This window comes from Micromonospora sp. RTBAU3-60 (assembly GCF_054963695.1).
In genome coordinates, this window is sequence record NZ_JBUEGB010000052.1 from 1 (window position 1) to 25,093 (window position 25,093).

At 68.3% G+C, this 25,093-nt stretch carries 16 protein-coding genes and 2 pseudogenes; 11 read left to right on the forward strand and 7 right to left on the reverse strand.

What is annotated here, in order from left to right; all coding sequences use genetic code 11:
- Positions 1-135 precede the first annotated feature (135 nt).
- Positions 136-989 (forward strand): annotated as a pseudogene (locus tag ACY34I_RS30770) (IS5 family transposase).
- On the opposite strand, the gene ACY34I_RS30775 reads toward ACY34I_RS30770, so the two are convergent.
- Positions 947-1,495: a hypothetical protein gene (locus tag ACY34I_RS30775; protein WP_462758575.1), complete on the reverse strand. Its 549-nt coding sequence runs from the start codon at positions 1,493-1,495 to the stop codon at positions 947-949. The pseudogene ACY34I_RS30770 and the gene ACY34I_RS30775 overlap by 43 nt on opposite strands.
- Before the next feature lie 245 nt (positions 1,496-1,740).
- Here ACY34I_RS30775 and ACY34I_RS30780 point away from each other — a divergent pair, with 245 nt between their 5' ends.
- Together ACY34I_RS30780 and ACY34I_RS30785 are read left to right on the forward strand one after the other, a co-directional pair.
- The gene (locus tag ACY34I_RS30780; protein ID WP_462758577.1) at positions 1,741-2,070 is read left to right on the forward strand and encodes a hypothetical protein; all 330 of its coding nucleotides are present in this window, start codon (positions 1,741-1,743) and stop codon (positions 2,068-2,070) included.
- Positions 2,060-3,112 (forward strand): tyrosine-type recombinase/integrase, encoded by a 1,053-nt coding sequence (locus ACY34I_RS30785; protein WP_462758579.1) that lies wholly within the window; start codon positions 2,060-2,062, stop codon positions 3,110-3,112. The genes ACY34I_RS30780 and ACY34I_RS30785 overlap by 11 nt, the downstream gene beginning before the upstream one ends.
- 307 nt (positions 3,113-3,419) lie before the next feature.
- Here the strand turns inward: ACY34I_RS30785 and ACY34I_RS30790 are convergent, their stop codons facing one another.
- Together ACY34I_RS30790 and ACY34I_RS30795 are read right to left on the reverse strand one after the other, a co-directional pair.
- Positions 3,420-4,883 carry a recombinase family protein gene (locus ACY34I_RS30790; protein ID WP_462758581.1) on the reverse strand — a complete coding sequence of 488 codons (1,464 nt, stop codon included), beginning with the start codon at positions 4,881-4,883 and terminating at the stop codon, positions 3,420-3,422.
- Between the two features lie 80 nt (positions 4,884-4,963).
- Complete coding sequence (locus ACY34I_RS30795) at positions 4,964-7,732, reverse strand: AAA family ATPase (protein ID WP_462758583.1); 2,769 nt, start codon at positions 7,730-7,732, stop codon at positions 4,964-4,966.
- Positions 7,733-8,012: 280 nt separating this feature from the next.
- Here ACY34I_RS30795 and ACY34I_RS30800 point away from each other — a divergent pair, with 280 nt between their 5' ends.
- The 6 genes and pseudogenes from ACY34I_RS30800 to ACY34I_RS30825 all read left to right on the forward strand — a co-directional run bounded on the left by ACY34I_RS30800 (position 8,013) and on the right by ACY34I_RS30825 (position 12,657).
- Positions 8,013-8,714 carry an alpha/beta fold hydrolase gene (locus ACY34I_RS30800; protein ID WP_462758585.1) on the forward strand — a complete coding sequence of 234 codons (702 nt, stop codon included), beginning with the start codon at positions 8,013-8,015 and terminating at the stop codon, positions 8,712-8,714.
- A gap of 319 nt (positions 8,715-9,033) precedes the next feature.
- Complete coding sequence (locus ACY34I_RS30805) at positions 9,034-9,858, forward strand: alpha/beta fold hydrolase (protein ID WP_462758587.1); 825 nt, start codon at positions 9,034-9,036, stop codon at positions 9,856-9,858.
- A gap of 114 nt (positions 9,859-9,972) precedes the next feature.
- A pseudogene (locus tag ACY34I_RS30810) lies at positions 9,973-10,313 on the forward strand (transposase); the annotation flags it as partial.
- A 510-nt stretch (positions 10,314-10,823) separates the two neighbouring features.
- Positions 10,824-11,636, forward strand: coding sequence for an IS5 family transposase (locus ACY34I_RS30815; protein ID WP_462758633.1), 813 nt, complete (start codon positions 10,824-10,826; stop codon positions 11,634-11,636).
- 304 nt (positions 11,637-11,940) lie between these two features.
- The gene (locus ACY34I_RS30820; RefSeq protein WP_462758589.1) at positions 11,941-12,045 is read left to right on the forward strand and encodes a hypothetical protein; all 105 of its coding nucleotides are present in this window, start codon (positions 11,941-11,943) and stop codon (positions 12,043-12,045) included.
- Positions 12,046-12,228: 183 nt separating this feature from the next.
- On the forward strand, positions 12,229-12,657 hold the full coding sequence (locus tag ACY34I_RS30825) for a nitroreductase family deazaflavin-dependent oxidoreductase (RefSeq protein WP_462758591.1): 429 nt from the start codon (positions 12,229-12,231) through the stop codon (positions 12,655-12,657).
- Positions 12,658-13,114: 457 nt separating this feature from the next.
- Here the strand turns inward: ACY34I_RS30825 and ACY34I_RS30830 are convergent, their stop codons facing one another.
- The 3 genes from ACY34I_RS30830 to ACY34I_RS30840 all read right to left on the reverse strand — a co-directional run bounded on the left by ACY34I_RS30830 (position 13,115) and on the right by ACY34I_RS30840 (position 16,212).
- The gene (locus ACY34I_RS30830) at positions 13,115-13,882 is read right to left on the reverse strand and encodes an alpha/beta fold hydrolase (RefSeq protein ID WP_462758593.1); all 768 of its coding nucleotides are present in this window, start codon (positions 13,880-13,882) and stop codon (positions 13,115-13,117) included.
- A 190-nt stretch (positions 13,883-14,072) separates the two neighbouring features.
- On the reverse strand, positions 14,073-14,681 hold the full coding sequence (locus ACY34I_RS30835; protein WP_462758595.1) for a hypothetical protein: 609 nt from the start codon (positions 14,679-14,681) through the stop codon (positions 14,073-14,075).
- A 451-nt stretch (positions 14,682-15,132) separates the two neighbouring features.
- Positions 15,133-16,212, reverse strand: a complete 1,080-nt coding sequence (locus ACY34I_RS30840; RefSeq protein ID WP_462758597.1) for a LacI family DNA-binding transcriptional regulator — start codon at positions 16,210-16,212, stop codon at positions 15,133-15,135.
- Positions 16,213-16,557: 345 nt separating this feature from the next.
- Between ACY34I_RS30840 and ACY34I_RS30845 the strand changes: the two genes are divergently transcribed.
- Positions 16,558-20,832: a discoidin domain-containing protein gene (locus ACY34I_RS30845; protein WP_462758599.1), complete on the forward strand. Its 4,275-nt coding sequence runs from the start codon at positions 16,558-16,560 to the stop codon at positions 20,830-20,832.
- An 84-nt stretch (positions 20,833-20,916) separates the two neighbouring features.
- Entirely contained in the window at positions 20,917-23,307 is a 2,391-nt protein-coding gene (locus ACY34I_RS30850) for a galactose-binding domain-containing protein (protein ID WP_462758601.1), read from the forward strand.
- A gap of 56 nt (positions 23,308-23,363) precedes the next feature.
- Here ACY34I_RS30850 and ACY34I_RS30855 read toward each other — a convergent pair whose 3' ends face one another.
- Positions 23,364-25,025: a glycoside hydrolase family 13 protein gene (locus ACY34I_RS30855; RefSeq protein WP_462758635.1), complete on the reverse strand. Its 1,662-nt coding sequence runs from the start codon at positions 25,023-25,025 to the stop codon at positions 23,364-23,366.
- Positions 25,026-25,093: the final 68 nt, after the last annotated feature.

The window sequence follows — 25,093 nt, forward strand, 5'->3', positions numbered from 1 at the left end:
GCGCCTATCGGTGGATTCAGGCTTAGAGCGACCGGCAATAGATAGGGCGTCTGGGTGGACGGACCCCGAGGTTGCAAGCAGGCACGGGTCCATTGATCATCGGAGTTCTCTACGCTTCGTGACCGATGGAGTCCCGTGCCTGCGCTGCCATCTTCGTTGTTCGAACCTGTCTGGGTCCAGTTCGCCGCGTTGTGGCCTGAGCAACCCGGGTTCGATCCGGCGCATCCGCTGGGCTGTCACCGGCGTCGGATCCCTGACCGGGTCGTGTTCGAGCACGTCATCGCCGCTTTGGTGCATGGTTCCGGCTATGAACGCGTCGCGTCGGATGCCTGCTCGGACCGGACGATTCGCCGCCGGCTACGGTCGTGGGCCGAGGCCGGTCTCGGCGAGCAACTCCACGAGCTGGCCTTGGACGCCTACGACCGCATGATTGGCCTGGACCTGGCCGACGTCAGCGCCGACGGTGCGATCACCAAGGCCCCGTGCGGTGGTGAGCGGGCCGGCCGGTCTCCGGTCGACCGCGGTAGGGCGGCATGAAACGCTCGACCGGCGTCGACGGCTACGGCATCCCGCTCGGGATCATCAGCGCCCCGGCCAACCGGCACGACTCCCCACTGCTGCGGGACACCTTCGCCGCGTGCAGCATCCAGTTGCGGCATCACTGGCCCGAGCGGGTCACCGCACACCTGGACCGCGGCTACGACAGCAACCGGACCCGTGACCTGCTCGAAGAGATCGGCTTCGACGCCGAGATCGCCCGCAAGGGCGTGCCAGCCCCGGTCCAGATCGGCACACGCTGGGTGGTGGAGAGGACCAACGCATGGATGAACGGCTTCGGCAAGATCCGCCGCTGCACCGACCGTAACGCCGCAACCATCGACTTCTACCTGTACCTGGCAGCCGCGATCGTCACGATCCGTCAACTCATCCAACGCGCCCGCACGCTCTACCGCTGGGACACCCGACCCACCACCCGCAGGCTCAGGTAACACCTATTGCCGGTCGCTCTTAGCGCCGCGGTGAACTCCTCGAAGGCGAACAAGCGCTGCGCGCGGCGTTCCTGCGACAGTGCCTTCTTTGCATCGTCGATGGATGCCTCGAGCATGATGAAGCGAAGGTCCCGGACAGCCCACAGGCCCAGAATCAGCTGCAGCGACTCCAGGTCCGTTGCATACTCCTCATCGGACACGAGGTCCACGACGCTGTCGCCCGTCCACATCCGATGGCCGTACTGAAAGTAGTCGACCAGCAGGTTCGTGTCCCACGCGACGTGCAGCGGTCCCCGCCCCCGTCGTCCCGCGAACAGCCGCCTGTTCTCCTCGTACACGAAGTGCGGTCCCTCGGGAGGGGGAGACAAATCGGCACGGGCGAGGGTCTGCTCCACCTCTTCGGTGCCGAGGGACATCCGGATCCGCTGAGAAACGTCGTTGGCGAGGTGGAAGCCCCACCTTTCGTGGTCTCGGTACATGGCGGTGCCATCGACGTAGAGCATCACCAGCTCATCGTCCCAAGCACGCACCGTCAATCCAACGAAAATTCGCCGGGCCAAGGGTGGGTCGGTCTTCACACGGTTTTCCCGTCATGACCCGACCTTCCCCAGCGTGCAGCGAACTGCTCGTTCGTCCGCTAATTCCTGCCGCACTGCCCGCCCGTGCACGCCCATGCCCGACACCGATGCCGGTCCTACCCGCCCGAGTCTTTCCGCCTGCGTCCGCTAGCGGTCCCGACCTGCTGCTGGCGATGGCTCTGCCGTCGAACTGCGGTCGGGTGGCCGCACTACAGCTCCTGCAAGCGCTGCGCTGGGAAGCGGGCCGCCGCCTCGACATCCAACCTCAGCAGGGAATGCTCGTCGTCCACCTGGCCAACGACGGCCGACACCGGGTGGGCAGCCGCGGCGCGCTGCCCCTACCGGCATCCGCAGGGCGGATGTGCGGGATCGAGCCCGGCCAGCCTGTGCTGCTAGCCGCCCTCGTCGCCTACGACCTGCTTGTCGTGCACCCCGCCAGCACCGTCGCCCGACTCCTCGCAGACGTGCACAACCAACTGGCAGGAGCCGACTGTGTCAGCTAACCCCACCGCCATCACGGCCGCCCGGCAGATCCTGGCTCACCTCGGCGTCACCCTGACCGACCTCCAATCCCACACCGACGGCCCAGCCGCCCTGCCGACGATCGCCGAGTACCTACCCCGCGTCATCGCCGCAGCAGGCCCCGGCGCCCAACGCGCCTACGGCACTTACTGGCAGCGCATGGCCACCGTCTGGGGCGACCGGCCGCTGGACGCGGTCGCGGCCAGCGACGTCGAGGCCATGAAACAGCAGACGACCATGACGGCTCGATCACGGCGTAACAGCCGCAACGGCCGCCACGCCGGCGAGCATGTCATCGCCGCCGCCCGCGCCTTCTACTCCCGGGCCATCGCGGACGGCCTGATCGACGCCTCGGGCAGTCCCGCCCACCGCGTCGCCAAACCCCGCCGTCTGCCCAGCACCCGCCGCGCGTTGACACCGAAGGAGTTGGAGGAGATCAACGCGGTGGCGCGGACCAGCGGCAACGACGTCATCCTCGATGCCCTCCTGCTACGCCTGCACACCGAGACCGCCTGCCGCCGCGGCGGCGCCCTCGCCCTGCGGCTCGTCGATCTGGACCGCACGAACGGGCTCGTGCGGCTGACCGAGAAGAACGGCGTCGTGCGGTGGCAGCCGATCACCCTCGACCTCGCCGAGTACCTGTACGAACACACCCAGGCCCGCGGTGCCGCCCTGCCCATCGACCGGCTACTGCGCTACCGCAACGGCCTGCCGATCAGCAGCCGCCGCTACGACCACCTATGGAAACGCATCGGCGACCGCCTGCCCTGGGTCGCCACGCACGGCATCTCCACCCACTGGCTGCGGCACACCACCCTCACCTGGGTCGAACGCCACTTCGGCTACGGGGTAGCCCGCGCCTACGCGGGTCACACCGACAGCCCAGGATCGTCCACCACCACCTACATCAAAGCTGACCTCCACGATGTGGCCGACGCGCTGTCGGCGATGACCGGACAGCCACACCCATTCGCCAACACGAGCGAGACCTCCAACGGCCCGGCGACAGATACCCTGCCCTGATTAGCCTATGTGACCCGCCCGGGCGGCGTGCTGGGGAATGGCTCCGCATCGCGCCGCACGGCAATTTCGAGACCTCCGGCTCTTGGCCGTATTGGTGCCGGCGCAGGCAGCGGAATTGATTGCATTAGTTGCGCCATGGCGTGCTCGTGCGCAGCTCACGCCTGTAGTGGTACGCATCGTGAAGTGCTAGGCTTAACGCATGAGCACCCGTTTGTGTAACGGATGCTACATAGGAGTGTGCAAATCCTCGGACACGTTAATACCCCACGGAATCTCCGGTGGGCATTGCGCTTGGCTCGCCGGTGTGCTAGTGGCGATCGGATGTGAGGGTCAAGTCCCAGGCGTTGCCATGGGAGACGATCGTCATTTGGTTCTCGCGCAGAATCGCTACCACCTCGCCTGCGGCAAGGGTGTGACCCGGCCGCCTCGCCTGGCCCGGTCTGCCGCCGCAGTTGATGTGCGCCGTGAGGCTGGTAAGTAGGTCGTCCTCCCGTAGATAGAGGTTCTTGAGGGTGCCGCGTGGGAGTTTCGCGCTGGTGTGCCCGTGTCGGCAGCGGTAGCCGGCTCGGCCGTGCACCCAGTGCGATTCCATCCGCCGCCCGCAGTGACCGCAGCGCAGCAGGCCGGACAGCAGGAAGGTGCGGGCGTGGCCGTCCTCGGGTGTCGGGTTGCATCGGATGGCCTGGGCGGTGACGAAGTCCTCCTCGCTAACCAGCGCGGGGTGCGCCATCTCCTTGGAGACCACCCACTGTTCGGCAGGGTTCCACCGGTGCACCTCGCTGCGCTGGTGGTCGACGGGGTTGTGGTCGGTGCGTTGCCGGTTCCACACCTGTCGCCCGGTGTAGCGGGGGTTACTCAAGATCGCGGCGACCGTGCGCAGGGTCCACCCGTCTCCGCTGCGGTGCGGGTTGGGGTCCGGGTCGACGCCGGACGGGCAGGGAATCCCCATCTCGTTCAGCGTTCGGGCGATGCTGGCGACGCTGCGGCCGGCGAGGCGTTGGGCGAACATCCACCGTACGTGTGGGGCGGTGCCCGGATCGGGTTCGAGCCGGTGTAGCCGGCGGCCCCAACGGGCGTGGGCGGCGTTCGGGTGGGGCCCGGCGTCGGCGAGCCGGTAGCCGTAGGGCGGTCGGCCGCCGAGGTAGCGTCCCTGTTCGCGGGCTTGGGCCTGCATCGCGGCTATGACCCGGAAGCGGGCGCGCTGTACCTCGCGTTTGGACTGGGCTCCCAACATCATGATCAATGCCCGGTGGGTGGGGTTGTGGTGATTGAGTGGGCCGTCGGTCTCGGGTAGCCACAGCTGTACGCCGTGGCGCTCAAGAGTCGGGGCGAGGTGTAGTAGTTGGTTGCCGTGGAACGCGCGTTCGTACTCACCGACCACGATCGCGTCGAACACGCGGTTGGGGTCAGCGAGCGCATCCAGTAGCGCCGCGGCTTGCGGGCGCTCATCCCACGCCTTGCGGCGGGAGTATCCGATATCGAAGAACTCGGCCACGATCGTGCCCCGCCCTGCGGTCAGGCCGAGGGCCACCTCACGTTGCCAGTGGTACGACGATGCCGGGTCCTGGAAGTCCTTCGTTGACATTCGTCCGTAGAACGCGAACCTCAGCCCGCGGCCGAAGGGAGTCGTGCCGCGGCGGCTCGGTGTCGCACGCTTCCGTTCGCGATCGATCCACCCGGTCAGCAGGTCCGGATTGCTGCTACTTGCGGCAGTTGTCGTCACGTCTCGCTCCGTCGATAGGCAGTCGCTTGCGGAGCCGAGACTGCTCACTCACGACCACTCTTGGCCAGAGCGGGCACCCCACGCGACTACCGGGACCCGATTCACGGGCTTTGTGCCAGGGCCATCTTTCACTGGCCGCCGGCATCTCGCAGAGCTGTGCGCGCCAAGAGGGCTGAGCGAAGGTCACCGCGGCTGGTAATCCCGAGCTTCGGGAAGATGCGGTAAAGGTGTGTGCTGATCGTCCGGTGGGACAGATACAGCTGCTGTCCGATGTCTCTGTTCGAAAGCCCTTGGGCGGCGAGTTGGGCGATCTGCAGCTCTTGAGCGGTCAGCTGGTCCCTGGTGGCGACGTCGCGTCGGCGGCTGGCCTCCCCGGACGCTCGAAGCTCTCGGCGGGCTTGGTCGCTCCAGGCCGCGCAGCCCATCGCGTCGAAGGCATCGCGGGCGTCCCGCAGCGGAGTGCGCGATTCCGCGATTCGACGCTGGCGCCGTAGCCACTGGCCATGTGCAAGCAGGAGCCGGGCACGCTGAAGCGGCCAGTGCGTGAGGTCGGCGCCGAGTGCCTCCTCGAAGCGGCCCGCGGCCTCCTGGGGGTCCTGGGCGAGTAGCGCGCGTGCGTGCAGCAGCCCTACTGCGATGCAGGTCCCTGGGATGTCGCCGGATGCTGATTCGACCTGCCTCACGCGCGCTCGTGCTTCGTTGATCCGACCCGTGTGCAGTGCGGCTTCGGCCAGATCGCCGATGAGCCAGCACGCGACAATCGGGTGGTGTGCCGGACTCGCCGGATCGAAGAGGCGTTCGGCTACCTCGTAGGCGTCGGAGTGTCTGCCTGCGGCGAGTGCGGCGAGGATCCGACCGAGTTGCGCGAAGGCGACGGTGATGTTCGCCCCGGTCGGCACCGCGATACGCTCGGCCCGGGCCGCGGCTCGTTCAGCCGCGTCCGGATCGCCTCGGATTCCAGCGATGATCGAATCGACTGTGTCGGCTGCTGCGACCCATTGCGGCTCGCCGAGCTCTGTCGCCAGGCGCCTGGCCTCTTCTGCCGCGGGAATCGCTACGGCCCAGTCAGCGACCTGCGCTGCCATACTTCCCTGCAGAGTGAGCATGCGCGGCAGATGCCCAAGCCGTCCTTGCGTTCGGAGACCCTCGACTGCCTCACCGAGGAACCTGGCAGCGAGACCGAAGGCCCCCACGGTCGCAGCTGCCGGGCCCAGGAGACGAGCGGCGTCGGTATCGCGGTGGAGATCGGCTGCGGCTGCGCGGACGCGCTCGACTACTGCCGGTGCCGTCCCGAACGGATCGGCGTAGGCCTGGATCGCAAAGATCCGCAGGTCGACTGATTCCGGATCACCCAAGCGATTCGCCGCTTCGACAAGGACTCTGCGTGCCGAGGGTGCTGGATCCACCATCCAGGCCCGGACGGCGACTAGCCAGGCCATGTCGAGTTGTAGGTCGTGATCACCTGCCTTGCCCGCGTGCTCGGCGGCGGCGATCAGAGCTGCAGTACGCGGCGCGTCGCCAAGTGGCCGCGTGTGGACGGCTTCGTCAATCCACGTGGCGCGAGCCCGCTCGATCGGATCGGGATCGAGGTGCTCCACCTCACGCAGTATCGGCGTGACGACGTCGCGTTGGCCGAGTTCGAAGGCGAGCTGCGCTGCGGCGAGCAGGCGCCGGACGCGCTGCGTGGACGGGCTCAGCTGGGCTGCCCGCTGCAAAGCGGTGACCGCGACCGCGAGTGCGCCGCGGCGCCTCGCGCGTCCGGCTGCCTCCTCCAGTTCCTTGGCGATCTCTTCATGCGTGCCGCTGATCAATGCAGCGCGATGCCACACGCGCCGGTCCGGCTCGGCGCGCAGTACCTCGGCGAGCGCCTCGTGTACCTGGCGGCGCTGCGACAGGCTCGCACTCTGGCGTACCGCCGAGCGGATCAGCGGGTGGCGAAAGCGCACCGTGTGCAGGTCAAGGTCAACAATCGCGGCCTCGGCCGCCGGCTCGAGCAGTTCGAGCCCCAACGTGGTCCCGGCAACCGCGCCAGCGGCCTCGAGGATCTCGCTGACGCGCTCGTCGTCGCTGTGCGCCGCGACCAGCAGAAGCAGCCGAGTCAACTCCGGCAGATCCGACATCCGGGCGGCGAAGGCCCGTTCGAGCCGCTGCGTGACCGGCAGCGACCCTGGCGCGATCGGCTCCAGTCGTGCTGCGGTGATCGGCAGCTCAATGAGCGCGAGAGGATTGCCGGCGGCCTCGCTCAGCAGCCGGTCACGGATTACTGGGGAGAGCTCCTGCGCCGACGCGTCCAGCAGTGTCATCGCGTCGGCGGGCGTGAGACCGCTGAGGTGCTGCTGTGGCAGTCCGGCATCAACGAGCGGCGACGGGTAACCCTCGCGCGCGGCGGCCACCAGCACGATCGGATCGGACTGTATGCGGCGGGCGACGAAAGCGAGCACTTCGGTCGTCGGGCGGTCAAGCCAATGCGCGTCCTCGGCCAGGACCAGCAGCGGTGCGTCGGTCGCCACCTCGCAGAGCAGATCAAGAACAGCCATCGCGATCCGGAATCGCTCCGGCGCCGACTCCTGCGCCAGCCCGAAGACGGCGTCGAGCGCGGCACGCTGTGTGGCCGGCAAGTCCGCCGCGCGGAAACGCACCGGGCGAAGCAACTGGTGAAGGCCCGCAAACGCCAGATGCGCCTCGGACTGTACCCCGGTCGTGCTCAGCACCGTGAAGCCGCGTTCGCGCGCAACCGCCGCCGCCACGGCAAGCAGCCGGGACTTGCCGATTCCCGGCTCGCCGCACAGCACGAGCGGTCCGCCGCTACGCCGGATTCCATCAAGCAGCGAGCCGAGCAGCTCGGTCTCGGCGTCCCGGCCGAGCAGCGGCCCGAGGTTGTTCACAGCGATCGACATCAGACCCATCCTCGCAGCCGCTGACAGACCCGCAGAAGGCCCGTAGCAGTCCCAACGAGAGCAGACGCGGTTGTCCCGGCGATGCCTGCCCAGTGCGGAGGAACCGCCAGGTCAGCGGAATGTACTCCGCTGACCTGGCAACGGCCCGCCGATCGCTCCCCATGAGCTGTCTGCCAGACACCTGCGTCACGAACTGAAGTCAAATGACGTACGCGGCGCTCGTCCACGGCGACCTACCGTCCTGGCATTGCCCGGACTCACGAAAGGAACAGGGACCACCATGGGCACATATACGCTGCAAAACGTCGTTCTCGTACACGGAGGATTCGTCGACGGCTCCGGCTGGCAGGGCGTCTATGAATCACTCACCCGGGACGGCTTCCGAGTCAGCATCGTGCAGAACCCAACCCTGTCGTTGAAGGGCGACGTCGAAGCGACCCGGCAGATCATCGACGCCCAGGACGGACCGGTCGTGCTGGTCGGCCACTCCTACGGCGGCGTGGTCATCACCGAGGCCGGCACCCACCCGAACGTGGCCGCGCTGGTGTACGTCGCGGCGTTCGCTCCAGACAAAGGGGAATCGGTCAGCACACTCATCGCCGACCCGCCGCCCGGCGCGCCGGTACCGCCTATCCTGCCCCCGCAAGACGGGTTCCTCTTCCTCGACCGCGAGAAGTTCCCGGCTTCCTTCGCCGCGGACCTGCCGGCCCGACAGGCCGCGTTCATGGCCGACTCCCAGGTCCCATGGGGCATCGGCGCGCTGGAAGGCGCGGTAACCGAACCCGCCTGGCGGAGCAAGCCCAGCTGGTACTTGGTCGCCACCGATGACCAGATGATCCCGCCACCGGCGCAGCACGTCATGGCGGCCAGGACCGGCGCCACCGTATCCGAGGTCGCAGCCAGCCACTCCGTCTACCTGTCGCAGCCAGAAGCGGTGGCGAGCCTCATCGCCCAGGCCGCGGCCGTCGGCCCGCAGCCGTAGACACCACGCCAGAAGCGGTCCCGCCTCCCCTTCCAGCCGACGAGGCCGCGTTCCTGGCCGATTCCCAGGTGCCGTGGGGTCGGCGCGCTGGCCGGTGCGGTCACCGAGCCGGCGTGGCGACACAAGCCCAGCCCGGTATCTCGTCGCCAACCGAGACCGCATGATCCCGCCGTCCGCGGCGGGCCATCGCCGCCCGAGCGGGCACGGTCACCACCGAGTTGATCGGCAGCCACGCCGTGTACATCACTCAGCCGGCTGCCGACCTCATCCACCAAGCCGCTGTCTCGGCAGCCCGCAAACCAATCTTCTGGAGGAAGTAGTGAACACCCACGTGTCCCGGCGCACGTTCGTCGCCGGAGTCGGCGCCACCGCCGTCGGCATCGCCCTGGGCGGGCCGGCCGAAGCCACCACTACAACGCCATCGGCGCCGAAACCGACCGTCGTCCTGGTGCACGGCGGGTTCGCTGACGCGACCGCCAGCTGGAACGATGTCGTGCAGCAGCTGCAGCAGCGCGGCTACACAGTGATGGCCCCCGCCAACCCGCTGCGCAGCCTGCCGTACGACTCGGCGTACGTGGCCAGCCTGCTCAACAGCATCCCCGGACCGGTCATCCTCGCCGGGCACTCCTACGGCGGCGCGGTCATCACCAACGCCGCCGCCAGCGCCCCCAACGTCAAGGCCCTGGTCTACATCGCCGCGTTTGTCCCCGACACCGGCGAGGTGCTCGGCGAGCTGATCGGCCGTTACCCGGGCAGCGAGATCCAGGCCGCTACTTACCCGGTTCCGTACCCGAACCCCGACGGCACCACCGGCACGGACCTGTACCTGCACCCCGACCAGCTGCGCCGGGTCTTCGCCGCCGACCTGCCCACCTCGACGACTAAGCTTCTGGCCGCCACCCAGCGGCCGTTCAGCGCGCAGTGCTTCAGCGACCCGACCCGGGCCGCCGCGTGGCACACCATCCCCTCATGGGGCCTGATCGCCACCCAGGACCTGGCCATCCCGCCGGCGTTGCAAAGCTTCGAGTACAACCGAGCCAACGCCCGGGCGACGGTCTCCGTGGCCGCCTCGCACTGCGCCATGGTCAGCCACCCCGACCTCGTCACCCGGCTCATCATCGACGCCGACCGCGGCACCCGCTAACTACTTCGACCTGACAGGTAGATCGACGGTTGTCGGCGTGTCCGGCTGGGCCGGACACGCCGGTCACCACAATGACGGTGGCAGCAAGTCGTTGGTTCACATGGGATTGCGGTCATGCTGCGGATGCGGAACGTGCAGCCGTCGTTGTGGGAATCGGTACTGCCGGATGGTGTGCCTGCGGCTACCGGCGGAGCTGGAACGCGTCGATGCCTGGCTGGACGACGAGCGGTTCTTCGCTTCGTTCGTGCCGCACCTCCGCCCCGGATGGGCCGGCCGAGCGTGCCGATGGAGACGTACTTGGGTTGATCTTCCTCAAGTATCGCTACCAGCTCGGGTATGAGTCGCTGTGCGCGGAGGTGTCCGCCTCGATCTCGTGGCGGCGGTGTTGTCGCATCGACATCGACGCCCGGGTGCCGCACCCGACCACACTCATGAAGATCACCACCCGGTGCGGGGAAAGGCGGTGGCCGCGCTCAACGAGCAACTGCCTCGCCACGTGCCGGGAGATCCCACACGGCGCGCACTTCCCGATGTACTCAAACCCACGAGCGATGCGGCCCCGGATCTCCGACTTCATCCTCCGGACCGACAGCCCACGCTGATTCACGGCACCATACCGCCGGTCGAACGCGGCCGGCCTCCCGATGCCGCGCAGCGCCGCCAGATATTTCGACGTTTCGTCATGCGACGAGTCCTGGCTGGCCAATACCACGGACTGGCCTGGCCGGCGACGGGTTGGACCAGCCCGGCGGGCTTTAGAGCCTGGTAAATAAGGGTTTCCGGTTCCGGCGGGCCCGGTTGAGATCGCCAACCGTGACGGGGGCCGGCGTGGTGGCGTGACATGGGGAAGGGCCTCCGGTACGAGCAAAGGCGACTAAACCGGCACGACCGAAGGCCCAACCCTGTCTGTATACCTTGTCGCCGGCGTCGCCGCATCCGCGGCCCCGGCTGCCGTTGACGATCACCTGCCCACCGCCCGGCCACGGCACTATCCGTCCGACACCTCGGATGTCGAATGGCAGGTCCTGGCTCCGCACGTGCCGGCCGGGACCGGACGCGGCCGGCCGATCACCTACCCCCGCCGGGACATCGTGGACGCGATCCGCTACCTCGACCGCACCGGCTGCCAGTGGGACGCGCTGCCCGCCGACTTCCCGCACCACAAGCTCGTCTACCACTACTTCAAGACCTGGACCGCCGACGGAACGCTCAACCGCATGCACAACAGCCTGCGAGAACAGGTCCGCGAACAGGTCGAGGGCCGCAACCGGCAGCCAACAGCCGCGCTGGTCGACTCCCAGTCGATACGCGGCGCGGAGACCGTCAGCCGGACAACCCGCGGCTACGACGCCGGGAAGAGGATCAACGGCCGGAAACGCCACATCGCCGTCGACACCTGCGGCCTGCTCCTCGCCATCCTGATCACCGGCGCAAACGTGCAGGACCGCGACGCCGCCCGCCCGCTGCTGTGGGCACTCCGCGCCTGCTTCCCCACCATCCGGCTGACCTGGGCCGACAGCGGCTACGCCGGCAAGTTGGTCGACTGGGCCGCCGCCCACCTCGCCCTCACCGTGCAAATCGTCGCGAAGCTCGCCGGGCAGACCACGTTCGTCGTGCTGCACCGCCGCTGGTGCGTGGAACGCACTTTTTCTTGGATCAACCGGTGTCGACGCACCGTCCGTGATTACGAGCGGCTACCCGACCACCACGCCGCGATGGTCCAGTGGGCCATGATCATCGTCATGACCCGCCGCCTCGCCCGCCACCAAAACACCTGAAACCCTTATTTACCAGGCTCTTAGTCTGAGGCATGCGCGAAGCCGGCAGCCGGACGCGCCCAACCGCCCCCACCGGCCATTGTCTTCGAGGCACTCACGGAGCCCAACCGCGACCCGGCGCCTCCCTGGCTGCAGCTGCTGGACGACGAGCAATCGCCGCAGCTCCTGCGCGCCGAGCACCGTACTTCCCGCTCGGCGGCTTCTCGCTGCTGCGGTCTGACGTGCTGGAGTCGGTCGCCAAGCGGGTGGCGCGACCTCGGCGGCGGTCGCCCAGTCCTGGCTGCTGCAGCACTCGCCGAGCATTATGCTGGTCCCGGGCACCTTGTCAGTCGCCCACCTGCGCGAGAACATTGCCGGCGCGGCCCTGGCCCTGCCGCCCGACGCCCTCGCCGACCTGGACGCGATCTGAGCAGTGGACACCGCGCCAAAGTGTCGTAGCTGGCCGGTTTGCTCGTCCCCACCCAGTTGCGCGATGAGGGCCTAGCTTCCATGAAGTACCAGGTCAAAGGCCTGATCGCTGGGAACACCCGCCGGGCCTTCTATCACCCGATCCCAGCGCATACCCAGAGATCGTGAACGACTGGAGTTCGACATGAGCGACACGCTCGACTGGAACGCGAAGACCATCGCGGAGTTCCGAGCGAACGAGGGCAGGGTTGGCGGGAACTTCGAGGGCGCTCCGCTGGTCCTGTTGCATCACCGGGGCCGCAAGAGCGGGCGGGAGTATGTCAACCCGACGATGTACCTCCCGCACGACACCGAGCCAGACGTCATCTACGTCTTCGCAACCAAGGGTGGAGCATCCACCAACCCGGACTGGTACCACAACTTGGCCGCCGCCGGTGTCGGCAGTGTCGAACGCGGAACCGAGACATACAAGGTGACCGTCCGCGAATTGACCGGCGCTGAACGCGACCGCGTCTACGCCGAGCAAGCGCGGCGCTACCCAGGCTTTGCCGAGTATGCACGCCAAACTGCTGGAGTCCGCACCATTCCTGTACTCGAACTTAGGCGGGCGTAGCCCACACCCGTAAGACCGGCCAGCGAGATCCTGGTGACGTTCGAGGGACACACCCGCCAGTTCGGCCGGCCGGTCATCGTCGGCCAGTGTTCCATGATCGCATCCATCAGCCGGGCCAGCCGGCGGATATTTATCCGCTCAGGATTGGCGTCGACCGGTACCCGTTGACGCCCCGGCCCGCCTGCCGCGTCCGCCGGCAGAGCAACCAACGCTCGCCGAAGGTGCATGACGTGTACGTAGAGCGAGCTGCACGCGTCCGCCGGGGATCCTCACCTCAGGCTCGGCGAATGATCGTTCTGACCGGCACCGGGCGACCCACGTCGGACCGCCAGGGCGGCGAACACCATCTGCCGCTTGGTAGGCCCGAGGTCGACCGCACGGCCAGCGGTGCGGGCGTAACCCGGGCGCCGCGCAACGGCCCCATACCCGCCCCAGCTGGCTCCACGCCGCTTGTGGCTCATTGTCGTCTGCCTGCTTGACCGGCCGGCATTGCGGTCCGGGTTTCGGCTGCCGTCTTGATGAGCTGTGCGGTTTCGTCGGGGTGCGAGACCATCGGGAGGTGGCTGGAAGCGACTTCGCTGGTGGTCGCGCCCATGCGGTTGGCGAACATGCGCTGCGCGTCCGGTGGGATCGCTTGGTCCTGGGTGGCGATGAGGTACCAGGACGGTAGCGATTTCCAGGCCGGAACGCCCATCGCTTCCGAGAAGGTTGAACTGGCAGTTGGCTGCTGTACAGCGTGCATCACCTTTGCCTGGACCGGGTCGACGTCGGCCGCGAAGTGCTGGACGAAGTCGTCCTGCTGCTGCCATATGAAGCCCTGCTTGTCGGTGAACAGGTGCGCCAGCGCCGGCGGTGTGGGTCCCTGCGACAGCAGCGCTCCAAGCGATTCACCTTGGTCCAGCCCAAAAGCCGCGATATACACCAGCCCGACCGCGTTCGGCGCGTTGGCGCCGAGGGCGGTCATGATCTGGCCGCCGTAGGAGTGTCCGGCCACGATCGTTGGGCCGTCCTGCAAGGTCAGGACCTGGCGTAGCCGGGCGACATCATCGGCCGTCGAGGTCAGGGGGAACTGTGGGGCCGTCACGTGGTAGCCGGCTGCCTGTAGGCGCTCGATAACGCCGCTCCAGCAGGAGCCGTCGGCCCATGCGCCGTGGACGAGGACGATGTTCGGCCGGCCATTCATGTGGTTTCCTTCCCTACTGGGCGGGGTGTTCGTTTCTGCCATGTTGGCCTCCGGGCGACGGCGGATACCCGCACGTTGACTGTGCCGGGGGCCCTGGCTGGGTGCAGTCAAGGTGCGAGTACCGGATTGGCCTAGGCGTAAACGTGCTCGGTCGAGAACCGACGTGGCGCGTCGGCGTACCCGAGCGTCAGACCCTCAAGCCCAGGCAGCGTCGTGCTCGGCCCAGCAATGCTCAGCTGCTCAGCCAGAGTGAGGCGCGCTTGATGTGCGCGAGCTGTGCGGCGAAGGCGACCAGTGCGACCACCACACCGACCGCGATCGCCAATGCGACGGATCCGCTGGCCAATCCGGTCAGCAGGGTCGCGCCCAGGCCGATCAGCAGCGAGTTGACGGCGCCCACCATGGCCGCCGTGGTCAGTAGTAGGTCCCAGCGAGTGGCGCTGCCGCCGACCGCCGCCGCGATCGTCCGCATGTTGCCCTCGCCGGTTACCGCGTCGGCGAAGAAGTCGTGCTCGCTGGCGAGCTGGCGGTGGTAGTAGGCGCGGATCCGCTGGATGCGTTTGAGATTCAGCGCGTTCTCCACCGTGGTCTGGACCAGCCGGGCGAAGGTGAGCAGCCCGGTGATTATCAGGGTTGGCAGCACCGCGCCGAGGTACGGCTTGATCAAATGTCCGCTGCTGGAGACGAAGCCCAGCCCGATCAGCGAGGCGGACAGCAGTGACAGGAACACGGTCGCCCGCCCGACGGACTCGGTGATTGTGGCGCTACGCGAGGTCTGGAGCACGAAGTGCTCAGTAGTCAGGGCGCTGAGCAGTCCCTGCTCGCGCGCGTCCTGGTCCATGCCGTCGACCCCCTCCGGTGCTGGCCGCCCCTTCCATTACGGACGGCAAGGCCCTTCCCTGGTCATTCCATGCTGGCCGAGCCTCTGCTGTTTGGGACCGGTCATGGTGACGGACGACGAGGCCAGTCCTCGATGACGGACGGGGCGGTCGGGGACTCGTGGATATGGCCACCTCCTCACATCTTTGAAGACGAGGAGTCGGCCTCGCGGGACATCGCGGAAATTTGAACGGCGGTGACTTCCCGGCCTCTCTACCGCCGCAGGTTCGAGTACCTCCCATCCCCTGCGACGACCGTGCACCGGTGGTTCCGCCACCACCGCCGTCCGCGTGGTGATGTCGGGTAGCAGAGTGGGGCTCGCGGGCGAACGGTGACCCTGCGTCCGCCCGCCGCCCTGCCGGATGTCCGATCCGGGCAGCCGGGCGGCCCTGACGACCGCGTGACGGCCTGGGCTAGGCGGTCGCCGTGCGGCGAGTACGTCGCCTGGCCGGCGGGGCCGACGGCACGCTGGGCGCGGCTCCGGTGGAACCCCGCACGACGAGCTCGGGCTCAAACACCAGCTCGTCGGTCGGGACGGCGTTGCCGGCGATCTCGCTGAGGAGCAGTTTCACGGCGGACTGGCCCATCGCGTCGATCGGTTGCCGGATGGTGGTCAGCGGCGGGTCGGTGCAGGCCATGAACGGCGAATCGTCGTAGCCCACGATCGACACGTCCTGCGGGACGCTCATCCCGAGCCGTCGGACGGCCCGGATGGCACCCAGCGCGATGACGTCGGAGGCGCAGATGAGCGCCGTGGCGCCGCGCTTGATCAGGCGTGTCGCGGCCGCGTGTCCGCCTTCCATGGAGAAGATCGTCCGCTTGATGAGGCCACCGCCGGGGGCGTCGTCGGTGTCGTCGTCCTGGTCGTCGACCGCCCCGGTCAACCGTTGGAACGCGGCCAGCTTGCGTGACGAGGGCACGTGGTCGCGTGGACCGAGGATGAGCCCGATCCGCTCGTGGCCGAGCGTGGTCAGGTGGGCGTACGCCTGGTCGACGGCGTGGGCGTCGTCCGTCGCCACGGTGGGGAACTTGATGTCGCTGATGCCGGCGTTGACCAGCACGACCGGTAGCCGGCGGTCGAGCAGCCGCTGGTAGTGGCCGTGCTCCGCGGCGGCCTGGGCATAGTTGCCCCCTGCGAAGATCACGCCGGACACCTGCTGGTCGAGCAGCATGTCGACGTAGTCCGCTTCGGACAGGCCGTCGACGGTGCGGGTGCAGAGGACCGGGGTGAGCCCTCGTTTGGCCAGCGCCTCGCCGACGACCTCGGCGAACGCGGGGAAGATCGGGTTCTGCAGCTCGGGTAGCACGAGCCCGACCAGACGGCCTCGTTCGCCGCGCAGCTTCGAGGGCCGCTCGTACCCGAGCACGTCGAGGGCCGTCAGCACCGACGCCCGGGTCGCATCCGAGATGCCGGGCTTACCGTTCAGCACCCGGCTCACCGTCGCCTCGCTGACCCCGACGTACCTGGCCACTTCCGCCAACCTGCGTGTCACGAGCGCAATCATAGTGCATACCAGTGCAACTACTTGCACGATCGGATTGGCAGCGAAACCTGTCAATAAATAGCCGTCCGGCCCCATTGACCGAGGCGTAGCACCTCGGTAACCTTCCAGACACCGCAAGAATTTGCAACGATCTATATGATTCTTGCCGGCGTTACGTCCGTTCCTACCGTCGCTCCTCTCGTTCTCCACGGGAGGAGGCTCGACCGGTGCGGCTTCGGCAGCGCCGATCGGGCCGCCTCGCGCGGTACCGAAGTGAGCGACCGTGCCCTGCCTCTCGCGGCGCAGTCCCCGCCACGCCGCGAACGCGTCCCCCGCGGAAGATTGAGGTCGCACATGAGAACACTGCACCGGCTGCTCGTGGCAGTCGCCGTCACGGCCCTGACCGTGGCCTCCGCGCCGGCCCTGCCGGCCCAGGCGGCCGGCGGGCCCAACCTCGCCGCCGGCAAGGCCACCTCGGCCAGCAGCTCCACCGACGTCTACTCCTCGAGCAACATCACCGACGGCAACCCGGCGACCTACTGGGAGAGTGCGAACAACGCCTTCCCGCAGTGGGTCCAGGTCGACCTCGGGTCGTCCACCAGCATCGACCAGGCCGTGTTGCGGCTGCCCAGTGGCTGGGGCAGCCGGACCCAGACCCTGGCCGTCCAGGGGAGCCTCGACGGCACCGGCTACGCGACGATCGTCACCTCCGCCACCTACACCTTCAACCCGGCGTCGAGCAACACCGTCACCATTAACTTCCCGGCGACCAACACCCGCTTCGTCCGCCTCAACATCACCGCCAATACGGGCTGGCCGGCCGGACAGCTCTCCGAGCTCGAGGTGTACGGCACGACCACCTCGACCGGCAACCTCGCCCAAGGCAGAACTATGACGGAGAGCAGCCACTCCGACGTCTACGCCGCGAGCCGGGCCAACGACGGCAACCCGGCCACCTACTGGGAGAGCGCGAACAACGCCTTCCCGCAGTGGATCCAGGTCGATCTCGCCGCGTCGCTCAGCGTGAACCGGCTGGTGCTCAAGCTGCCCACCTCAGGCTGGTCGGCGCGTACCCAGACGCTCAGCGTGCAGGGCAGCACCAACGGGTCCAGCTTCACCGACATCGTGGGCTCCGCCGCGTACACCTTCGATCCGGCCAGCGGCAGCACGGTGACCATCAATGTCAACGCCACCACGATCCGGTACGTGCGGCTGACCTTCACCGCGAACACCGGATGGCCGGCCGCGCAACTGGGCGAGCTGGAGGTCTACGGTCCCGGCACCGGCGACACCCAGGCCCCCACCGCGCCCACCAATCTCGCCTACACCGAGCCGACCAGCGGGCAGATCCGGCTGACCTGGAACGCCTCCACCGACAACGTCGGCGTGACCGGCTACGACATCTACCTCAACGGCAGCCTGCTGACCAGCGTGCCCGGGACGGCGCTGACCTACACGGACAGCCAGCCCGACAGCGCCACGGTGAGCTACTACGTGCGGGCCCGGGACGCGGCCGGGAACCAGTCCGGCAACAGCAACACGGTGACGCGTATCGGCCACGGCGGCGACACCATCGCCCCCACGGCGCCGAGCAACCTCAGCTACACCCAGCCCGGCTCGGGCCAGATCCGGCTCGCCTGGGGCGCCTCGAGCGACAACGTCGGCGTGACCGGCTACGACATCTACGCCAACGGCACCCTGCGCGCCAGCGTCAACGGCTCGACCCTCTCGTACACCGACAGCCAGCCCGACACGACGACGGTGTCGTACTACGTCAAGGCGAAGGACGCCGCAGGCAACACATCCGCCGCCAGCAACACGGTGACCCGCGCCGGGAGCGGCGGTGGCGGAACCAACCTGGCGGCCGGAAAGCCGATCACCGGCTCCCCGAACACCTACATCTACGTGCCGGCCAACGCCAACGACAACGATCTGACCACCTACTACGAGAGCGCCGGCTTCCCGGGCACCCTCACCGTCAGCCTGGGCGCCAACGCCGACGTCGACTCCATCGTGGTCAAGCTCAACCCGGACCCGGCGTGGGCGACCCGGACCCAGAACATCCAGGTCCTCGGGCGGGAGCAGAGTTCAAGCTCCTTCACGACCCTGGCCGCCGCCCAGAACTACACCTTCAACCCCTCCTCGGGCAACGCCGTGACGATCCCGGTAAGCGGGCGGGTCGCCGACGTACGGCTGCAGATCGTCAGCAGCACTGGTGCCCCCGGCGGTCAGGTGGCCGAGTTCCAGGTCATCGGCACCCCTGCCCCCAACCCGGACTTGCAGGTGACCGGCGTCTCGTGGAGCCCGTCCGCCCCGGTGGAGACCGATCCGGTGACCGTCTCGGCGACGGTGGCGAACACCGGCACCGCAGCATCCGGCGCGACCGACGTCAACTTCTACCTCGGCACCACCAAGGTGGGCACGGCCTCGGTCGCCGCGCTGGCCGCCGGCGCCGCCACCACGGTCTCGACGAGCATCGGTACGAGGGACGCCGGCAGTTATCAGCTCACCGCGAAGGTCGACGAGGCCAACGCCGTCATCGAGCTCAGCGACGCCAACAACAGCTTCACCAGCAGCACCAACCTCGTGGTCACCCCGGTGCAGAGCTCCGACCTGGTGGCGGCGTCGGTGACCTGGTCGCCGAGCACGCCCTCGGCCGGCAACGCGGTCAGCTTCTCCGTCGCCGTCAAGAACCAGGGCACCATGGCGTCCGGCTCCGGCTCGCACGGCATCACCCTGAAGGTGATCGACGCGAACAACACCACGGTGGCGACCCTGAGCGGCGCTGTTACCGGAACGATCGCGGCCGGCGCGACCACCGCGCCAGTGTCGCTGGGCACCTGGACGGCGGCCAACGGCAGGTACACCGTTCAGGTGGTACTCGCCGCCGACCCGAACGAACTGCCAGTCAAGCAGGGCAACAACACCAGCAGCACCTCGCTGTTCGTCGGCCGCGGCGCCAACCTGCCGTACGACATGTACGAGGCCGAGGACGGCACGGTCGGCGGCGGCGCCCAGCTCGTCGGTCCGAACCGGACGATCGGCGACCTGGCCGGCGAGGCGTCCGGCCGCAAGGCCGTCACCCTGAACAGCACCGGCAGCTACGTGCAGTGGACCACCCGGGCGCCCACCAACACGCTGGTGGTCCGGTTTTCCATCCCCGACGCACCGGGTGGCGGCGGGATCAACACCACACTGAACATCTACGTCAACGGCGCCTTCCACAAGGCGATCCCGCTCAGCTCCAAGTACATGTGGCTCTACGGCGCCGAAGCCTCCCCAGGCAACTCGCCGGGGGCCGGCAGCCCGCGCCACATCTACGACGAGGCCAACATCCTGCTCGACAGCAGCGTCCCGCAGGGCAGCACCATCCGGCTGCAGAAGGACGCGGCCAACACCTCCCAGTACGCGATCGACTTCGTCAACGTGGAGCAGGTGTCACCGATCGCCAACCCGGACCCGAGCCGGTACGTCGTCCCCACCGGCTTCAGCCACCAGGACGTGCAGAACGCCCTCGACGCCGTCCGCATGGACACCACCGGCACCAAGGTGGGCGTCTACCTGCCGCCGGGCACCTACGACACCGCGCAGAAGCTCCAGGTGTACGGCAAGCCGGTCCAGGTGGTCGGCGCCGGCGTCTGGTACACGAGATTCCAGACCCCGCCGGGCCAGGAGAACACCGACGCCGGCTTCGCGGTCCAGAGCACCGCCAACGGCTCGTCGTTCAAGCACCTGGCGTTCTTCGGCAACTACACCGCACGCATCGACGGCCCCGGCAAGGTTTGGGGCGAACTGATGAACAACTCGAACCTGACCATCGACGACGTCTGGGTCGAGCACACCGTCTGCGCGTACTGGGGCGTGCACAACGACAACGTCACCATCAAGAACTCCCGGTTCCGCAACACCTTCGCCGACGCGGTGAACTTCACCAACGGCACCACCAACGTCCTGGTCAGCAACAACGAGGGCCGAGGCAACGGCGACGACGCGTTCGCGCTGTTCTCCGCCACCGACCAGGGCGCCTCGGTCGGGAACAACAACAACATCTTCGAGAACCTGACCGCCACACTCACCTGGCGGGCAGCCGGCATCGCGGTCTACGGCGGCTCCAACAACACGTTCCGCAACCTCTACATCGCGGACCAGTTGACGTACGCCGGCATCACCATCAGCTCGCTCGACTTCGGCTACCCGTTCGTCGGATTCGGCACCACACCGACCCGGATACAGAACGCCTCGATCGTCCGGTCGGGCGGCCATTTCTGGGGCGCCCAGACCTTCCCCGGTATCTGGCTCTTCGCGGCCTCGAAGGAGTTCCGCGGCATCCGGATCAGCGACGTCGACATCGTCGACCCGACCTACCACGGGATCATGTTCCAGACCAAGTACCCGGAGCAGACCCCGGTCACCGACACCGTCTTTACGAACATCAATATCTCCGGTGCCCAGCGCAGCGGTGACGCGTTCGACGCCAAGTCCGGGTTCGGTATCTGGGCCAACGAGATGCCGGAGTCGGGACAGGGGCCGGCGGTCGGGTCGGCGACCTTCAACAACCTGACCTTCCGGAACAACTACCAGAACATCCGCAACACCACGTCCACCTTCACCATCACCGTCAACCCGTAGCAACCGACCCGACCGGGGTACCCGGCGGCGGTCGGCGACCGCCGCCGGGTACCCCGGGTTCCCGCTGCCGAGGAAGGAGCGGACATGACCATTTCCCGTCGCACATTGGTGACGTCGGCGCTGTGGGGGTCGGCGCTCGGCGCGCTGTCCACCGCGGAGCTGCTGCAGGCGATGACGGGCCCGGCCGCGGCGGCGAGCCCGCCCGGCGACGTCGTCGGCAAGATCACCGTCGGCTACCAGGGATGGTTCGCGTGCGCCGGCGACGGCGCCCCGATCGGTGGCTGGTGGCACTGGAGCGCCAACTGGTCCCAGCCGCCGTCGCCGAGCAACACCGCCATCGTGGCCTGGCCGGACGTGCGGGACTTCACCCGCACCTACCCGACCGGGTACGCCAACCTCAGGAACGGTCAGCCGGCCACCCTGTTCTCGTCGTACGACCAGCAGACCGTGGACACCCATTTCCAGTGGATGCAGCAGCACGGGTGCGACACCGCCGCGCTGCAGCGGTTCAACCCGTACAGCAGTGAGGGTCCGACGCGCGACGCGATGGCGGCGAAGGTACGCGCCGCCGCCGAGTCGTTCGGCCGCAAGTTCTACATCATGTACGACGTCACCGGCTGGGCGAGCATGCAGTCGGAGATCAAGACCGACTGGGCCAGCAAGATGTCCGCGCACACGGCGTCGCCGGCGTACGCCCGGCAGAACGGCAAACCGGTCGTCGGGCTCTGGGGCTTCGGATTCAACGACGGCAATCACCCGTGGAGCGCCGCGGCCTGCCTCGACGTGGTGAACTGGTTCAGGAGCCAGGGCTGCTACGTGATGGGCGGCGTGCCGACCTACTGGCGTACCGGCATCAACGACTCCCGTCCGGGATATCTCGACGTCTACCACGCCTTCAACATGATCTCGCCGTGGATGGTCGGCCGGATCGGGAACGCGGCCGGTTCGGACTGGTTCTACACGAACGTCAACACCGGCGACCAGGCGGACTGCACCGCGAACGGCATCGACTACCAGCCGTGTGTGCTGCCTGGCGACGTGTCCGCCCGGCAGCGGGCCCACGGTGACTTCATGTGGCGCCAGTTCTACAACATGGTGCGGCTCGGCGCACAGGGCCTCTACATCTCGATGTTCGACGAGTTCAACGAGGGCAACCAGATCGCGAAGACGGCCGAGACGCAGGCCATGGTTCCGACGAACTCCGGCCTTCTCGCCCTCGACGAGGACGGCACCGCCTGCTCCTCCGACTACTACCTGCGCCTCACCGCCGACGGTGGACGGATGCTCAAGGGACAGCTCGCCCTGACGCCCGTCCGTCCCACGCCACCGGTGCTCCCGGGGAGCGATCCCACCGACCTGGCGCGGGGCAAGCCGACCGCGGAGAGCGGACACACCCAGACCTTCGGGTCGGCGAACGCGGTCGACGGGGACGCCAACTCTTACTGGGAGAGCCCGAACAACGCCTTCCCCCAGTGGTGGCAGGTCGATCTGGGGGCGACCGCGACGATCAGCCGCCTGGTGCTGCGGCTGCCACCGGCGACCGCCTGGGCGGCCCGCACCCAGACGGTGTCGATCCTCGGCAGCGGCGACGCCTCCACCTTCACCACGATCGTCGGGCCGGCCGGCTACCGGTTCGACCCGGCGACCGGGAACACCGTCACCGTCACGATCCCGGCCACGACCACCCGGTACGTGCGGCTCAACTTCACCGCCAACACCGGTTGGCCCGCCGGGCAACTCTCGCAGGTCGAGGTGTACGGGACGAGCGGCGGAGGGGACACGCAGGCACCGACCGCCCCGGGTAACCTGACCGCCACGGGTCACACCTCGACCAGCGTGTCGTTGGCCTGGTCCGCCTCGGCCGATGACGTCGGGGTGACCGGCTACCAGGTGCGCCAGAGCGGAGCAGTGGTCGCGACCACCTCGGCGACGTCGTACACCGTGAGCGGACTCAACCCCGGCACGGCGTACACCTTCACGGTCACCGCGCAGGATGCCGCGGGCAACGTATCGCCCGCGTCCAACGCCGTGACGCAGACGACCGACCCGGCGGCCAGCACGAACCTGGCTCGCGGAAAGTCGACCTCGGAGAGCGGCCACAGTCAGGTCTACGGATCCGGGAACGCGGTCGACGGCGACGCCAACACCTATTGGGAGAGCGTGAACAGCATCTTTCCGCAGTGGTGGCAGGTCGATCTCGGTTCCGCGTCGGGGATCAGCCGGCTCGTCATGAAGCTGCCGCCCTCGTCCGCCTGGGCGACGCGCACCCAGACGCTGTCGATCCTCGGCAGCACTGACGGCTCGGCCTTCGACACGATCGTCGGCTCGGCCGGGTACACGTTCAACCCGGCCACCGGCAACACCGTCACCGTGACCTTCGCCAGCACCACGACGCGTTTCGTGCGGCTGAACTTCACGGCCAACACCGGTTGGCCGGCCGGCCAACTGTCCGAGGTCGAGATCTACTCGGCGTAGTGGCCCGATGAGGGGTGCCGCCCCGATCCTCCAGCGGCACCCCTCACCATGGCGGCTCAGCGCGTTGACACCCAGGCAGCGGTATCCGGGGGCAGCAGGGTTCCGTCGAGCGGACCGCTGCTGAGCAGCACCGTCCCGGCCACGGGGAGTTCGGTGGCCCGGTCCGACAGGTTCACCACGCAGACGAAGCGGCCCTGCGGTCCCCGGCTGAACGCGAGGACGGACTCGGGCGCCGGTAACCAGGCGAACGGGCCGTCCCCGAGGGCCGGTTCGCGGCGCCGGCAGGCCAGCGCCCGCCGGTACAGCTCCAGCATCGAGTCGGGGTCACCGGTCTGCGCCTCGACCGTTCGGTCCCGCCACGCCGGCGGCTGCGGCAGCCAGGGCTCCCGCCACGCGTCGGGCGGGCTGAACCCGAACGGGGGCTCCTGGCCCGACCAGGGCAGCGGCACCCGACAGCCGTCGCGGCCGAGATTTTCGCCCTGCGTGCGGTGGAACATCGGATCCTGGCGCATCGTCTCGGGGATGTCCTCCACCTCCTCCAGCCCGAGTTCCTCGCCCTGGTAGAGGTATGCCGAGCCGGGCAGGGCGAGGGTGAGCAGGATGGCGGCGCGGGCGCGGCGCAGGCCGAGCGTCCGGTCGGTGGGCGCGCCGAGCTGCCGGTATTCGAGGTTGAACGAGGTGTCGGCGCGACCGTAGCGGGTCACGTGCCGCGGCACGTCGTGGTTGGACAGCACCCACGTCGGCGGCGCGTCGACCGGCGCATGCACCGCCATCGTCTCGTCGATGACCTGGCGCAGCGCGTCCGGTTCCCACGGGCAGCCGAGGAAGGCGAAGTTGAAGGCGGTGTGCAGCTCGTCGGGGCGCAGGTAGGCGGCGAACCGTTCCGCGTCGGGCAGCCACACCTCGCCGATCAGGGCGCGCGGTTCGGGGTAGCTGTCCGCGATGGCCCGCCATGACCGGTACACCGCGTGCACCTCGTCGCGGTCGGTGTAAGGGTGAGGGAACGGCGGGTCAGCGTGATCGAAATCGGTCAGTGCCGGGTCCTTCATCAGCAGCGCCGCGGAGTCGATGCGTACGCCGTCCGCGCCGCGGTCGAGCCAGAACCGCAGGACGTCCTCGGACTCCTCGCGGACCTTGGGGTTCTCCCAGTTGAGGTCGGGTTGCTCGGCGGCGAACAGGTGCAGGTACCACTCGCCCGGGGAGCCGTCCGGGTTGCTGGTCCTGGTCCACGCCGGGCCGCCGAAGATGGACTGCCAGTCGTTCGGCGGCAGCTCGCCGTCGGCGCCCCGGCCGGCCCGGAAGCAGAACAGGTCGCGGGCGGCGGATCCCGGGCCGGTGCGCAGCGCCTCGACGAACCACGGGTGCGCGTCCGAGCAGTGGTTGGGCACCACGTCGACGATGATCCGGATGCCCCGCTCGTGCGCCTCCCGGATCAGGTCCTCGGCCTCGGCCAGGGTGCCGAAGACCGGGTCGATGGCCCGGTAGTCGGCCACGTCGTAGCCGGCGTCCGCCTGCGGCGACGCGTACCAGGGGTTGAACCAGACGGCGTCGACCCCGAGCGCCTCGAGGTGGTCCAGGTGCGCGCGTACGCCGCCGAGGTCGCCGATGCCGTCGCCGTTGCTGTCGGCGAAGCTGCGGGGGTAGATCTGGTAGATGACGGCAGAACGCCACCATCCGGTGGGAAGTGTGCGTGCCCTGGTGGCCTGAAGGGCCTGGATTTCCGCCACGGACTACCTGCTTTCTCGTGCGTACGGTGCTGCCGGCCGCCGCCGCGCCTGGCGGAGGT